Genomic DNA, 13,829 nt, shown 5'->3' with positions numbered 1-13,829 from the left:
TCCGTGTATGTCTACCCCTGACCTCAACTTGCTGCTTACCCTGGATGCGGTGCTCGCAGAGGGCAGTGTGGCACGTGCGGCTACAAGGTTAAGGCTTAGCCCTTCTGCCATGAGCCGGGCGCTGGCACGTCTGCGTGAGACTACCGGTGACCCTTTGCTGGTGAGGGCAGGGCGCGGGCTGGTGCCCACACCCCGTGCGCTGGAATTGCGTGGGCAAGTTACCCAACTGGTGCAGGATGCGCAAGCGCTACTGCGTCCCGCTGAAAAACTTGATCTTGGTCAGTTGAGTCAAACCTTTACGTTACGTACCAGTGATGGTTTTGTAGAGAATTTCGGGCCAGCCTTGATCGCCCGCATCAATGCAGAAGCGCCTGATGTGCGTCTGTGCTTTATCCCCAAACTGAACAAAGACAGTACCCTGCTGCGCGACGGCAGTGTTGACCTGGAGACGGGAGTGGTAGGGGATGCGACCAGCCCCGAGGTGCGCACACGGGCGCTGTTTCGTGACCGCTTCATAGGCGTCGTGCGTAGTGGGCACCCCTTGAGTCAGCTAGCGATGACGCCGGCAGTCTACGCATCTGGAAAACACGTCCTGGTTTCGCGTCGCCTGCATAACAAAGGGCCTATGGCCGACGTGTTGAAACCCTTTGGACTGGAGCGTGATGTTGCCATTACTGTGGGCGGTTTTTCTGCTGCGCTGGCGCTGGCTCGTGCGTCAGATCTGATCGCTACCGTGCCGGAACGGCATACGGGCAATCTGCGTACCGGTATGCATAGCTTCGTTCTGCCATTTCCTGCCGATGAAATCACAGTGTCCATGTTATGTCATCCGCGCATGGATGCCGACCCGGCGCACCGCTGGCTGCGTGAATGTGTGTGGGAGGTATGTGCTGGCCTGGACGCTGTATATGACTGATATGCCTATCTTGAAAACATGAGGAAACATCGGACTCAATCATCGTGTACGTGAAAAATCAAGGAACGTATCCATCATAAGCAAGCTCCGGACATAATGAAAAAATCCATCTTGTACCTGTTGACGCCGAGCTTTTGAGAGTCAGTTCGCCGCCTATCCGTTTGGCTCTCTCCTGCATGCCTACCATGCCCCAGTGGCCCGAGCGATGGCCAGCGCTGGCGATTTCCTGAGGAATTCCCTGGCCATCGTCACACACAATCACAGTGATGCCGTCCGGGCAATAATTCATCTCTACTTCGATTTTGCTAGCGCCCGAATGTTGATAGGCGTTGCGTACTGCCTCGCAAATGATTGCCAGCACTTCTTCAAAGATGACAGGATGCAGGCGACGTATTTCACCTGAATTTCTGGTGATGAATTCGGCGCTACCTGGCTGTTCTGCATTGACTTTTTCTTTTAATACGCTCATCAGATCAAGCTGCTCTTCCGTTCGTGAACGTAAGCCACGAATTCGATCGCGTCCTTCGTTGATAGTGTTGGTGGCAAGATCCAGCGCGCGTTCCATCGATTCGCGTCCGGGCGCTGTTGCAGGCAGTTTTTGTGTTGCCACATGCATTTGCAGGATCAGAGCATGTACTGTTTGTAGTATGGTGTCGTGCAACTCGCGGGAAATCCTTTCGCGTTCCATCAGTCGCTCTTCTATGCGCGAATAAATCTGGCTGGCAATTTGCGCACGACGCCATTTGTAAAGGCAAAACAGCGCAGCAAATATGATGATGGCAACCATTGTTCTGAACCAGTAGGTCTGATAGAAAGCCGGTTCAATATAGAAACGGACGAGTGCACCTCCTGTATTCCAGACGCCATCATTGTTTGTTGCAATTACTTTGAAACGGTATTCACCGGGGTTGAGATCGGTATACGTTGCGGTCCGTCGGTTTCCTGCGTCTTGCCAGTCGCTGTCAACGTTTTCCAATTGATAGCGAAATCGTATGCGTTCAGGCATAGTCAGGCTCAAAGCGGTGTAAGAAATTTCCAAACGTGTCTGCCGTGGTGGCAAGCGAAGCACAGCATTATCAACAAACGGCATGCTTGAGTTTGGCGTGGTGATGCCACGGATGTACACCGGGGGTGGAAAGGTATTTTTGACCGTCTGAGCGTCCTTCAGCCAGAATACGCCAGCAGTGGTGGTGAACCACAGAGTGCCATCTGTACCTGCAACGGCGGAGGGTATAGGGTAGCTTTGATTAGCACTCCCTAGTAGGCCATCTCTATGATCAATTCGCCTGAATTGAACCTGGTATTGCGGGTCTTTTGACGCCTGTTTGAGTTCTGCAATATCAATTGCGGTGATGCCTGCCATGCCATTTAACCAGATCACTCCCTGATGCTCAAATATGGCTGATGTGCCAAGAAAATTTTCGTCACCGGTCCCCTGAATGGAAGTAAATTTCGAACCGTCAAAGCGAAATAAGCCATTTTCACCGCCAATCCAGACATCGCTGTCATGGCCGTAAAATTGCATGACATTTCCTGTCGGTAAACTATCCTGGGCGCCATACAATTGCAGCTTGCCCTTGTCCAGAACAGCAATCTTTCTACCCAGAAGACCAAACCAAAGCCGTCCAATTTTATCTGAGTAGATACAAAAGGCTAGTGTTTTAAGCTCAGGATAACCACCTCCGGCCACCCACTTGCCGTTTTTTAGACGAAATGTACCTACCCCTCTCGAGGATATCCACAATGAACCCTCGGCATCAACCGTAATGCTACGAATATCGGGCAACTTTATTTCCGGGGGGAGATCAAATTTTTCTATATCGTTACCCCGCTGATGGGTAAGTCCCATCATGGTCGCATACCAGACGCTGTCCTTCCCCTCACGCCAGATTGTGGTGACAGTGTCTTTTCCTGTCACAGTTGGGATACTGGAAAATGACTCCACATCTGGTTTGGGTAAAAGTGTTGTGCCTAGCCATAATCCACCGTTTTCCCCGGCTGCTATGCCTGGCCTATCAAGAAAAATCTGTGGCAGTGTTACTCCTGACAGCCTTGTTTTCCGGAATCTGTCCAAGCCGTTTTCTGTGCCTACCCAAATATTACCTTCTTTATCTTGCAAGAGGCAATTCGGCATGGCACCACTCAGCCCCTGTGCTACACCAAATGCTTCATTTTTTCCTCTGCCGTCTGCACGGATCAGTCCATCTGCACGTGTAATCCATATATGCTCACCGTCGCGATCGAATAGCATGGTGCCACCGCTGACGCGTGGTTTGGCCCAGTTCTTCTTCTCGCGTGCAGCATCAGCTTTATTCAGTGCAACAATTTCACCCTGAGGTCCACCTATACTCCAGACGGTTCGAATGGGGTCTTCAACCAGACGCCCCATGCCCATCGGGCCGGGGTGCTGAATAAAGGATATCGCGGGCGGAGGTAATCTGAAACTGCCAGTTTCGCATTGCGCCCAGATGCTCGCGTCGCTTGCGGTCAGAAAGGTACAGTCGCCTTTGGGCGCATGCAAGGTTTCCGGCGGTGTAGCCCATTTATTGCCGTCATATACATGCAGACCGCGGCTGGTTGCGCTCCAGATTCTGCCAGCGCTATCTTCCGCAAAGTCATAGATTGTCGCCATCGGTAGGCCGTCTTGAACCCCGAAATTGCGTACTTTCCCGTCTTGGATGAGGCTTGCTCCACCTGTCCGGTAACCTATCCAGATTGCCCCCGACTTCATTTGATGCATACCCCAGACATTGCTGGAAATCAGTTGTGCACCGATCGGATGAAATCGCTCAAACCTGACGCCATCAAAGCGAAACAGTCCGTCGCTGGAGGCTAACCATAGCCATCCATCCTTACTCTGGGTCATGGCGAAGATATTAGGCGGCGCGCCATCTTTCGTCGTCCAACTGGTGTGGTGCATGTCCATTGGATTGGCTTGTCTGGCATGCGCTGCCGGTGCAGAAGATGTCGCTGGATTAACGGCGTTTGCGGCTAGTGGAACTATCGCCATCGTCAGATTGAGCAGGGTGATGGCTTGCAGCCTGCTCAAACTAAAATAGCGTAAAAAGTCACAACGCGTTTTGTTGAATTTGCCCTTCAGAGCATGTGCCAGGGCACTTTTTAGCGCTTTCATTGGGCGAAATTTTATGTGCGGGTTGTTTGGAGACGAGTTTGGATGGAAGCTGGGAAGCTATTGCACAGTTGTTCTTAGTTCGATGATGCCGCTTTCAACCGCAATCATAGCTGCGTGTGCTCTGTCGTTGGCCATCAATTTCGACAAGATATTTTTGACATGTGCTTTCACAGTATCTTCGGAAATGGAAAGATTGATCGCAATGCGCTTATTGGAGTTTCCTGCGGCAATATGCTCCAGTACTTCGACCTCCCGCTTGCTTAAGGTACTGCTGGAGGAAGACGTACCCATGAGTGATGCCAATTTAGGTGGAATGCAGTTATACCCCCGATTGATGGTACGAATTGTGCCCAGCAGATCTTGCCCTAGCATGCTTTTCAGCAGATAGCCTGCTGCCCCCGCTTTGATTGCTTTCAAAGTACGGGCATCGCCCTCGTAAGTGGTAAGAACGATGATACGAGCCTGAGGGAACTCGGCCTTGATCTCACGCGTAGCTTCGATGCCACATTTGATGGGCATCTGAATATCCATCAATGTGACAGCAGGCTGCAATTTGCGAAAGCACTCTATGGCTTCTTGCCCATTGCGCGCTTGCGCGACCACCCGCATATCCGGTTGCGTTTCGATCAAACTGTTAATTCCTTGTAGAAAAACCGGATGGTCATCTACCGACAAGATGTCGATGGGTGTAGCTGCACTGGAATTCATGTTTACTTCTCCAGCTAAATACCAATTGTCATAACAGGTGTTTTTTTGGCAAATACCAAAATTGCGTTCAAGAAATGAATAGTAGCTTATTTTCAAGACTAGGTTTGTTTGCCTTACTTCCTGCTACAACTTTTCCTTTATCAATCACCCGAAAGGGTATTGTCATTTGTGATAAACCGAGCAGAATGGGAGAACGTTGGTCTGGTTCTAGTCTGCGGCATTGTAATTTGCATCTGCGACTTTTGAGGGGCATGCAGACAATCCTATCTTCAAGGCAGAGTCAGCACGATGAACGATGACGCCGTCCGCGATATGGCAAGCCATGTGTCAATTCATATTTGATGAGACATCTGCTTCTCGTTAGTAATCATGAAATGAGCTTTCAATGAAAATATGGCTTGCTGCCTTAATGATGTTATGTGCCGTTGCAGCGGTCTCAAACGACATTTTTATTTCCATAATATGGCGGGAATCAAAAACACGCTTTCCCGCTGCCTTGAATGCGTCTGGCTGCGAAGTTGCTACACCGGCAGACGCGCCTGTTTTTTCTTGTCGCCAAGTTGGTGAGAGTGGAACGGGTGAAAAGGAGACGCAGAGTCAAAAGTCGGCATCAGTCCTGATTTTCCGATTTCAGTGATAGGTAGCAATATGGGATTAACCGGCACACTCATGTTACATGCAGGCTTTATCCTTTTCGGTTTTGTGTTGGCAATCGTCTACACGCTTTGCCGGCGTAGCAAGAGCAGTTCCCGACTGGTCATGCGACTGACAGAGAGCAACCAGACGGCCAGGGCGGCGCATGACAGTTTGCTGCAGAATGTCAACAGCCTGGTGCTACAACTACATGCTATGGCGATTCATTTTAGAGATGAAGATGCGGTGAGAGGCGCATTGGATCATATATTGAAAGATGCCGAACTGCTTGTTGAGCCGGGACATTACCAGATAGTGGGGCAGCAAATATTGCCACAGTATGAATGTGATCTTGAACAAATGCTGGTCGAACTTGCGCAAGCCTTGTCCGAAGATGGAATTTGTCAATGCATCCTGATCGTCGTTGGAGATTATTCCAGGCTATATTTTTCCATGCATGATGATTTATATCGCTTCGCCAGAGAGGCGTTGACGAATGCTTATAGACATGCGTGCGCACAAAAGGTAGAAATTGAGCTGACCTATACCTGCATGAGTTTGCGCTTGCAGATACGCGATGATGGAACAGGCTTCCCACTGCTGCCGCGCCTGACAGCGGGGATGACTGGCAGAGGTGGATTGCACACCATGCAAAAACATGCGTCAGACATTGGTGGACATTTGTATATCAGCAGCGGCAGCGGTCTGGGCACGGAAGTTAGTCTGGACGTGCCGCTGCCAGCACAGCAGGAACATCACTATCTTACCGCTACTCTGGCCTGCATGCGGCGGCATCTGGGGTTCCGGACCTGACATTTTGCGCAAGTCTTTTCATCTTGCTTAGCATCGACCTGAAACTACCCTAATGGGTAGTATGCCTATCAAGATTTATGGCGATGTTTTTCTGTAAATTTCACACTACACTTTAAATGGACTAATGATGCGCATTCAGGCAGGTGTTGAACTGAGCTGTGTCTGATGCCACAGATTAAACCTGTTTTTATGCAAAGGGAGAAAAATTCATGAAGTCTGAAGAGAACGCACAAGAAGTAAATCAACAACGTCGTCATCTGCTGGCTGGTGGTGCGACGGCCGCAGTAATGTTCAGTTTGCCAATCAGTGGTGCTTTTGCACAAACGCTGCCCGCCAGTAAACCTGTTTCAACTTTACATCATATTGGAGTAAAAAAAGTGAGTACATTCAAAACGAAAGATGGCGTTGATATCTATTACAAAGACTGGGGCACCGGTCAACCTATCGTTTTTTGTCACGGTTGGCCACTGAACTCAGATAGCTGGGAATCGCAAATGATTTTCCTGGCGTCGCAGGGATATCGTTGCATTGCCCATGACAGACGTGGCCACGGGCGTTCCAGTCAACCCTGGAGTGGTAATGACATGGACCATTATGCCGATGATCTGGCGCAGTTGATGGACTTGCTGGATTTAAAAAATGCGGTGTTGTTTGGCTTCTCTACCGGCGGTGGCGAAGTTGCGCGCTATATCGGCCGTCACGGTACAAAACGTGTTGCAAAGGCAGGTCTGATTTCTGCCGTACCACCATTGATGGTTAAGAGAGATGACAATCCAGATGGTGTCCCGATGCAGGTATTTGATGACATCCGCGCCGGCTCGCTGGCAGATCGTGCCCAGCTCTACATGAATATCGCCAGTGGTCCTTTCTTTGGCTTCAATCGTCCAGGTGCCAAGGTTTCACAGGGTCTGATTTATTCCTGGTGGGCGCAGGGTATGCAGGCTGGTCATAAGAATACCTATGATTCGATCAAGGCATTTTCAGAAACGGATTTCCGTGATGATCTGAAAAAATTCACGGTTCCTACCTTGATCGTACACGGCGACGATGATCAGATCGTCCCTGTGAATGTGGCCGGTATTGCTTCTGCCAAGCTGGTTAAAAACGCCAAGCTGCTGGTCTACAAAGGTGCACCACACGGCTTGACAGATACCCATAAAGATCAATTGAATAAAGATATGCTCGACTTCATCAAGTCCTGATCGCTATGCGTTGATAGGGAGCAGGCAAGGGTAGTTATTGGATTTCAGCCCTTGTCTGCATTAGATCAGTTCATAGAATGAAGCGTTGCAGACTGTTCATAAAATGCAAAAACTGTTTTCCATGTTTCCTGCCGGTGCTCCGGGCATAGGTTTGCTTTTGCTGCGCATGGCTATGGGTCTGCAAATGCTGGTGTACAGCGGCTGTTGTGAAGCGAGTCGCATGCCAGCCTGGCTTGCAACCCTTGTTTTGGTATGGATGGGCCTGATCCTTCTTGGTGTACTGACGCCAGCCATGGTGGTTTTGTGGATACCGTTCGCAGGTTTCCTGGTCCTTGCCGGAAATCTTGCATTGATGCCGGCTGTTACATCTGGTTTCTCTGCTCTTGCGCTGGCTTTGTTAGGGCCAGGCACTTATTCGGTGGATGCACGTCTGTTCGGCCGACGGGTGATCAGGTTACCGGATATTCGCGAGAACTGATGCCGGACTTGATTGCATTGGGGCATATGGTCTGTTGATGATCTGTTTAATTGAAAGTACTGTCATGAAAAAACTTACAACTGCAGCTGGCGCGCCCGTAGTCGACAACCAGAATATCCAGACAGCAGGACCGCGTGGCCCAGCCTTGATTCAAGATATCTGGCACCTGGAAAAACTGGCCAATTTCAACCGTGAGGTTATCCCGGAACGCCGCATGCATGCCAAAGGTTCTGGTGCCTTCGGACAATTTACCGCGACGCACGATATAAGTCAGTATACAAAGGCGAAGATATTTTCCTCCGTCGGAAAAAAGACGGACTTGTTCGTCCGTTTTTCTACCGTAGCAGGCGAGCGCGGTGCGGCAGATGCCGAGCGCGATATTCGCGGTTTTGCCATCAAATTTTATACCGAAGAGGGCAACTGGGATCTGGTTGGCAACAACACACCAGTCTTCTTCCTGCGTGATCCGCTCAAGTTCCCGGATTTGAACCATGCTGTCAAGCGTGACCCTTATACCAATTTGCGTAGTGCTGAAAACAATTGGGATTTTTGGACGCTTCTGCCAGAGGCGCTGCATCAGGTGACCATCGTCATGAGTGAGCGCGGCATACCTGCCAGCTATCGCCACATGCCCAGCAATGAAAGATATTGGGTCAAGTTTCATTTTACCTGTCTGCAAGGCATCAGGAATCTGAGTGATGCCGAGGCGGCTGCCGTCATTGCCAATGACAGAGAAAGTGCCCAACGTGATCTGTTAGAAAGCATAGAAAAAGGCGACTTCCCACGCTGGCAACTGCAGATACAGGTCATGCCAGAAAATGACGCTGGCAGCTACCCTATCAATCCATTTGATCTGACCAAGGTCTGGCCACACAAAGACTATCCTTTGATGCCTGTTGGCATCATGGAACTGAATCGAAACCCGGACAATTATTTTGCCGACGTGGAGCAGGCTGCTTTCTCACCTGCCAATGTGGTTCCTGGTATAGGATTTTCACCTGACAAGATGTTGCAATCCAGGCTGTTTTCTTATGGTGATGCTCAGCGTTACCGTCTGGGCGTAAATCATCATCAAGTGCCTGTGAATGCTCCCAAGTGTCCTTTTCACAGCTACCACCGTGACGGCGCGTTGCGCAGCGACGGCAACTACGGAAAAACTCTGGGCTATGAACCGAATTCCAAAGGTGAATGGCAACAGCAAGCAGAATTTGCAGAGCCAGCCCTGGCGCTGGGAGGCGTTGCCGCACACTGGGACCACCGAGCCGATGAAGACTACTACAGTCAGCCAGGTGCTCTGTTTCGGCTGATGAGCTCAGCCCAGCAACAAGTCCTGTTCGACAATACTGCGCGTTCTTTACAGTGCGTCTCAGAAACGGTTCAACAACGCCATATCGACAATTGCAACAAAGCCGATGCTGCCTATGGCGTGGGAGTGGCTGCGGCCTTGCTGGCATTAAAAAAATAGAGCTGTATCTTAAACCGGCCGTTGTCTGACAACGGTCTTAATTTATGACCTGCATCAAGGAGAATAGTATGCCTATCGCAAAAGCTGTACCCGGTAAAACTCTGCTGGACCCAAGCAATCATACCTTGATCATGATTGATCATCAGCCGCAAATGGCGTTTGCCACCAAATCGATTGATCCCGTCGCATTACGTAACAATGCAGCTTTGGTTGCCAAGGCTGCCAAAGAATTCAATGTATCTACTATTCTTACCACGGTGGCAGAGAAATCATTTTCTGGTCCGATCTTTGACGAAATAAAATCGGTATTCCCGGATATGAACGTGATTGACCGCACGACCATGAATACCTGGGAAGATGCGCGTATCGCCGAACGCGTCAATGCAATTGGTAAAGAGAAAATCGTGTTGGCTGGTCTTTGGACTGCGGTGTGTATTGTTGGACCTGCCATGTCAGCTCTGGATCAGGGTTTCGAGGTATATGTAATCGCTGATGCATGTGGTGACGTGTCAGACGAAGCGCACCAGCGCGCCATGGAACGCATGATACAAGCTGGTGCCCGTCCTATGACTTCGCTGCAATATCTGCTTGAACTACAGCGCGATTGGGCACGTGGTGAAACATATAACCAGACGGTTGCGACATCGATTGCTCATGGCGGCGGTTATGGTCTTGGCCTGATTTATGCTAAAACTATGTTTAATGCAAGTGAAGGTCATTAATCTGGTGACCTGACCGTAGGCAGGCCCCTATCCGGGCCTGTTCTTGCCACTTCGTCTTGATGGCCTTTTCAAAATTAGTGTCGCTTTGTTTCTCCACTTCGATGGAATGAATTTGGATAAAACGAACTAATTTTAAAATAGCCTGAACGCTCTCACAGCTGAATAGTAAGCTGCTTTTTCAGAAATTTTGATTGTCTTGTTCCCAGGAGTTCGCATGCATGCCGACCTGATTTTATACAACGGACGTTTCCATACCGTAGACCGTACTCAACCGCTGGCAAGTGCCGTCGCCATTAAGGATGGCAAGTTCCTGGCGGTCGGTGAAGCAGAAGATGTGATGCAACATCGTGGTGCCGACACCCAAGTAATCAGTCTGGAACGTCGCACGGGTATACCCGGACTCAATGACTCTCACTTGCATCTGATTCGTGGTGGCCTCAACTATAATCTTGAGCTGCGCTGGGAGGGCGTACCTTCACTGGCTGACGCGCTGCGCATGCTCAAGACGCAGGCAGATCGTACCCCACACCCACAATGGGTACGCGTAGTTGGTGGCTGGACTGAATTTCAGTTCGCCGAAAAGCGCATGCCAACATTGGATGAAATCAATGCGGTCGCACCGGACACACCTGTTTTTATCCTGCATTTATATGACCGCGCCTTACTGAACCGTGCGGCACTGAACGCGGTTGGCTATACCAAAGACACGCCAAATCCTCCGGGGGGAGAGATACAGCGTGACGCCGCCGGTAACCCCGCAGGTTTGTTGATCGCCCGCCCTAATGCCATGATTCTGTATGCTACTCTGGCTAAAGGTCCACGATTGCCTCTCGAGCAGCAGGTAAATTCGACACGACAGTTCATGCGCGAGTTGAACCGCCTTGGTTTGACCAGTGCGATTGATGCGGGCGGTGGGTTCCAGAACTATCCTGACGACTATGCCATCGTCGACCAATTGGCAAAAGATGAACAATTGACTATCCGTATTGCGTACAATCTTTTTACCCAACGCAAGGGGCAAGAACTGGAAGATTTCCAGGAATGGACAAAAATAGTCAAGCCGGGTGACGGTACAGACTTTTACCGCCACAATGGCGCTGGCGAAATGCTGGTCTTTTCTGCTGCTGATTTTGAAGACTTTCTTGAGCCCCGACCTGAGCTAGCAGAAAACATGGAGGCCGAGCTGGAGAAAGTGGTGCGCCATCTGCTTAGCCAACGTTGGCCATTCCGTCTGCATGCAACCTATGATGAGTCCATCTCGCGCATGCTGGATGTGTTTGAAAGAGTGAATCGTGACATTCCATTTGATGGCCTGCACTGGATCTTTGACCATGCAGAAACTATTACCGAAAGAAATATAGAGCGTGTCAAGGCACTCGGTGGTGGTATCGCCATTCAACATAGAATGGCTTTTCAGGGGGAGTATTTTGTCGAGCGCTATGGCGCTGATGCCGCCCTTGCCACGCCACCCATCGCCAAGATGTTGGAGATGGGTGTGCCAGTCGGAGCGGGTACCGATGCGACCAGGGTGGCAAGCTACAATCCCTGGACCGCACTTTATTGGCTGGTATCCGGGCGCACTGTCGGTGGAATGCGCCTCTATGATTCTTCTGGGCGCTTGCCGCGTGAGACTGCATTGGAACTCTGGACCAGGGGCAGCAGTTGGTTTTCCAATGAGCAGGGGAAAAAAGGGCAGATCAAGGTCGGTCAACTGGCTGACCTGGCGATATTGTCTGCTGATTTCTTTGCAGTACCCGAAGATGATATCAAAGCCATAGAATCCGTCATGACCATTGTCGGTGGAAAAATCGTCTATGCAGCGGCCGAATTGTCATCGTTTGGACCACCACCAATTCCTGTGCTACCCGACTGGTCGCCAGTTGCCAAGACCGGTGGTCATTATCGCTTGCAGCAACAAAATACGCGTAACCAGAAAATCCAAGCCAAGTTGCCTCACCAATGTCGCGGTACCTGTTCGGTACATGGTCATGCGCATGATGTGGCACGCAAGTCGCCCGTGCCGGTATCCGAGCTGACTTCATTCTGGGGTGTGCTGGGTTGCAGCTGCTTTGCGTTCTGAAATTGATCAAGGAAAAATCATGCCCTATTTTAAGATCGTAATTGGCTTGGTATTGTCGTTTGTTGTTGGTATTGCCTGCCGTCTTACGCATATTCCCGTGCCGTCGCCACCCGTGCTAAGCGGGGCACTTCTGGTGTTTATGATGAGCTGCGGTTATTGGCTGGTCGATCGTTATTGCGTGTTTCAGGCTGCCCGGAACAAGGGCTTGTGTGCGGGACATGCCATAGAAAGGAAATAGAATGGAACTGATTATTGGCGCCTTGTTGGGGCTCGCTATCGGGGCATTTTGTCGCTGGCAAGATATACCTTCTCCTGCGCCGCCGACACCAATAGGTGCACTGCTGGTGGTTGCCATGAGTGCCGGTTATGTTGTCGCGAGCTTGTTTTAGTACTGCTACGTAATGATCAAGTGGAGCTAATTTCATGAACAAAAATAAGGTGTTCAGTCTGCCGTTGCTGGATTCTCCTGATATTGGCTTACTGCTGCTCAGACTGGCAGGAGCTTTTATGCTGCTGTACGTACACGGTATCCCCAAGATTTTGCACTATGGCAATGAATTGCAGCATATCGAAGACCCATTTCATTTGGGGGCTGGTTTGACCTTGTCTCTGGCGATTCTTGCCGAAGTAATTTGCCCGCTGCTGATAGCAACTGGCATTTTTACGCGCCTGGCTTGCTTGCCCATTCTTTTTCTATTGCTGGTGTCCATGCTGGTAGTACATCCAGACTGGAGTATTGCTGAAGGACAATTTGGCTGGTTGTTGCTGACCGTCTTTGGTAGCATTGCTTTGACTGGCCCTGGAAGATATTCATTGCCAGCATTGCGACGGACTTAAAATTTTGACTGAAATATGACGTATGCAAGAAAATAAATATTTGGGTGTTGGACTGGGATTTGTCGCAGGCTATGTAGATACAGTCGGCTTTGTATCGTTGTTTGGCTTGTTCACAGCCCATGTTACTGGTAACTTTGTGCTGATAGGTAGCGAGCTGGCCAATCCCAGTCATGGGGTATTAATTAAATTTCTGGCTTTTCCTGCTTTTGTGGCGGGAATAGTGCTGACTCGCCTTCTGCTTATTCGCTTGCAGGGAAAAAAACAGGCAACTTTGGGACCGGTTCTGGGAATGCAAATAACATTTTTGCTGACTTTCATGATCCTGGGCTGGATGGCGCAACCAATACTTGAAGCAGATACCTGGGCGGCACTAAGTGCAGGTATTGCTGGCGCAACTGCAATGGGTGTGCAAAATGCTGCCAGTCGTTTGGTGTTTACGGACATAGCACCTACTACCGTCATGACTGGAAATGTGACACAACTGGTGATAGATTTGCTTGACTACATGCGTGCCGAAAACAGCGGCGAAATCCGTAAGCGCATCAACAAATTTCTATGGCCTGTACTTGCTTTTGGCACCGGTGCAATTGGCGGCGCATTTGCCTGCATGTACTGGCAATTCTGGAGTCTATTGATACCAATCATTATCTTGGCGTGTTTTATACCCTGGACGGCTTCGATGCAACCCAGGAGTTGATACAGTGCGTCTGTTGGATTCAAAGTAAAGCAGCGATCGTACGCCAACGCACAGATGCCTTAAGCCTACACTAGTATTCTGAATGGAAGCAGTGCTTCGTCGCACGCGGGTTTCGCTGCTATGGACGCATGAATCCAATCAGAAT

The 13,829-nt window shown here is 50.1% G+C and carries 13 protein-coding genes; 11 read left to right on the top strand and 2 right to left on the bottom strand.

The window, feature by feature from the left end:
- The first annotated feature begins 7 nt into the window (after positions 1 to 7).
- Entirely contained in the window at positions 8 to 916 is a 909-nt protein-coding gene (locus tag ACO0LK_RS06430; RefSeq protein ID WP_422973279.1) for a LysR family transcriptional regulator, read from the top strand.
- A gap of 58 nt (positions 917 to 974) precedes the next feature.
- Here the strand turns inward: ACO0LK_RS06430 and ACO0LK_RS06425 are convergent, their stop codons facing one another.
- Positions 975 to 4,049, bottom strand: a complete 3,075-nt coding sequence (locus ACO0LK_RS06425) for a sensor histidine kinase (protein ID WP_422973277.1) — start codon at positions 4,047 to 4,049, stop codon at positions 975 to 977.
- Positions 4,050 to 4,106: 57 nt separating this feature from the next.
- Entirely contained in the window at positions 4,107 to 4,757 is a 651-nt protein-coding gene (locus ACO0LK_RS06420; protein ID WP_422973275.1) for a response regulator, read from the bottom strand.
- Between the two features lie 648 nt (positions 4,758 to 5,405).
- On the opposite strand from ACO0LK_RS06420, the gene ACO0LK_RS06415 reads away from it, so the two are divergent.
- The 10 genes from ACO0LK_RS06415 to ACO0LK_RS06370 all read left to right on the top strand — a co-directional run bounded on the left by ACO0LK_RS06415 (position 5,406) and on the right by ACO0LK_RS06370 (position 13,684).
- Positions 5,406 to 6,203, top strand: a complete 798-nt coding sequence (locus ACO0LK_RS06415; RefSeq protein ID WP_422973273.1) for a sensor histidine kinase — start codon at positions 5,406 to 5,408, stop codon at positions 6,201 to 6,203.
- 209 nt (positions 6,204 to 6,412) lie between these two features.
- Positions 6,413 to 7,405 (top strand): alpha/beta fold hydrolase, encoded by a 993-nt coding sequence (locus ACO0LK_RS06410; RefSeq protein ID WP_422973271.1) that lies wholly within the window; start codon positions 6,413 to 6,415, stop codon positions 7,403 to 7,405.
- A gap of 103 nt (positions 7,406 to 7,508) precedes the next feature.
- Entirely contained in the window at positions 7,509 to 7,883 is a 375-nt protein-coding gene (locus ACO0LK_RS06405; protein ID WP_422973269.1) for a hypothetical protein, read from the top strand.
- Between the two features lie 64 nt (positions 7,884 to 7,947).
- Positions 7,948 to 9,348: a catalase gene (locus ACO0LK_RS06400; protein ID WP_422973267.1), complete on the top strand. Its 1,401-nt coding sequence runs from the start codon at positions 7,948 to 7,950 to the stop codon at positions 9,346 to 9,348.
- Between the two features lie 68 nt (positions 9,349 to 9,416).
- Complete coding sequence (locus ACO0LK_RS06395; protein WP_422973265.1) at positions 9,417 to 10,070, top strand: hydrolase; 654 nt, start codon at positions 9,417 to 9,419, stop codon at positions 10,068 to 10,070.
- 214 nt (positions 10,071 to 10,284) lie between these two features.
- A complete protein-coding gene (locus ACO0LK_RS06390) occupies positions 10,285 to 12,150 on the top strand; it encodes an amidohydrolase (protein WP_422973263.1) in 1,866 nt (621 codons plus the stop codon).
- A 19-nt stretch (positions 12,151 to 12,169) separates the two neighbouring features.
- The gene (locus ACO0LK_RS06385; RefSeq protein ID WP_422973261.1) at positions 12,170 to 12,388 is read left to right on the top strand and encodes a DUF1427 family protein; all 219 of its coding nucleotides are present in this window, start codon (positions 12,170 to 12,172) and stop codon (positions 12,386 to 12,388) included.
- 1 nt (position 12,389) lies between these two features.
- A complete protein-coding gene (locus tag ACO0LK_RS06380) occupies positions 12,390 to 12,539 on the top strand; it encodes a DUF1427 family protein (RefSeq protein ID WP_422973259.1) in 150 nt (49 codons plus the stop codon).
- Positions 12,540 to 12,573: 34 nt separating this feature from the next.
- Positions 12,574 to 12,987: a DoxX family protein gene (locus ACO0LK_RS06375; RefSeq protein ID WP_422973257.1), complete on the top strand. Its 414-nt coding sequence runs from the start codon at positions 12,574 to 12,576 to the stop codon at positions 12,985 to 12,987.
- Between the two features lie 22 nt (positions 12,988 to 13,009).
- Positions 13,010 to 13,684: a YoaK family protein gene (locus tag ACO0LK_RS06370; protein ID WP_422973255.1), complete on the top strand. Its 675-nt coding sequence runs from the start codon at positions 13,010 to 13,012 to the stop codon at positions 13,682 to 13,684.
- The last annotated feature ends 145 nt before the right edge of the window (positions 13,685 to 13,829 follow it).

This window comes from Undibacterium sp. Ji49W, assembly GCF_049340205.1.
Classification (GTDB): domain Bacteria; phylum Pseudomonadota; class Gammaproteobacteria; order Burkholderiales; family Burkholderiaceae_D; genus Undibacterium.
Note: the sequence above shows the minus strand (reverse complement) of the source record. Positions and strands in the feature narration are given on the sequence as shown.

Bases quoted from the DNA above. Each gene is read 5' to 3' on its own strand.
- ACO0LK_RS06430 (WP_422973279.1), top strand. From the start codon at position 8: ATGTCTACCCCTGACCTCAACTTGCTGCTTACCCTGGATGCGGTGCTC.
- ACO0LK_RS06425 (WP_422973277.1), bottom strand. From the start codon at position 4,049: ATGAAAGCGCTAAAAAGTGCCCTGGCACATGCTCTGAAGGGCAAATTC.
- ACO0LK_RS06420 (WP_422973275.1), bottom strand. From the start codon at position 4,757: ATGAATTCCAGTGCAGCTACACCCATCGACATCTTGTCGGTAGATGAC.
- ACO0LK_RS06415 (WP_422973273.1), top strand. From the start codon at position 5,406: ATGGGATTAACCGGCACACTCATGTTACATGCAGGCTTTATCCTTTTC.
- ACO0LK_RS06410 (WP_422973271.1), top strand. From the start codon at position 6,413: ATGAAGTCTGAAGAGAACGCACAAGAAGTAAATCAACAACGTCGTCAT.
- ACO0LK_RS06405 (WP_422973269.1), top strand. From the start codon at position 7,509: ATGCAAAAACTGTTTTCCATGTTTCCTGCCGGTGCTCCGGGCATAGGT.
- ACO0LK_RS06400 (WP_422973267.1), top strand. From the start codon at position 7,948: ATGAAAAAACTTACAACTGCAGCTGGCGCGCCCGTAGTCGACAACCAG.
- ACO0LK_RS06395 (WP_422973265.1), top strand. From the start codon at position 9,417: ATGCCTATCGCAAAAGCTGTACCCGGTAAAACTCTGCTGGACCCAAGC.
- ACO0LK_RS06390 (WP_422973263.1), top strand. From the start codon at position 10,285: ATGCATGCCGACCTGATTTTATACAACGGACGTTTCCATACCGTAGAC.
- ACO0LK_RS06385 (WP_422973261.1), top strand. From the start codon at position 12,170: ATGCCCTATTTTAAGATCGTAATTGGCTTGGTATTGTCGTTTGTTGTT.
- ACO0LK_RS06380 (WP_422973259.1), top strand. From the start codon at position 12,390: ATGGAACTGATTATTGGCGCCTTGTTGGGGCTCGCTATCGGGGCATTT.
- ACO0LK_RS06375 (WP_422973257.1), top strand. From the start codon at position 12,574: ATGAACAAAAATAAGGTGTTCAGTCTGCCGTTGCTGGATTCTCCTGAT.
- ACO0LK_RS06370 (WP_422973255.1), top strand. From the start codon at position 13,010: ATGCAAGAAAATAAATATTTGGGTGTTGGACTGGGATTTGTCGCAGGC.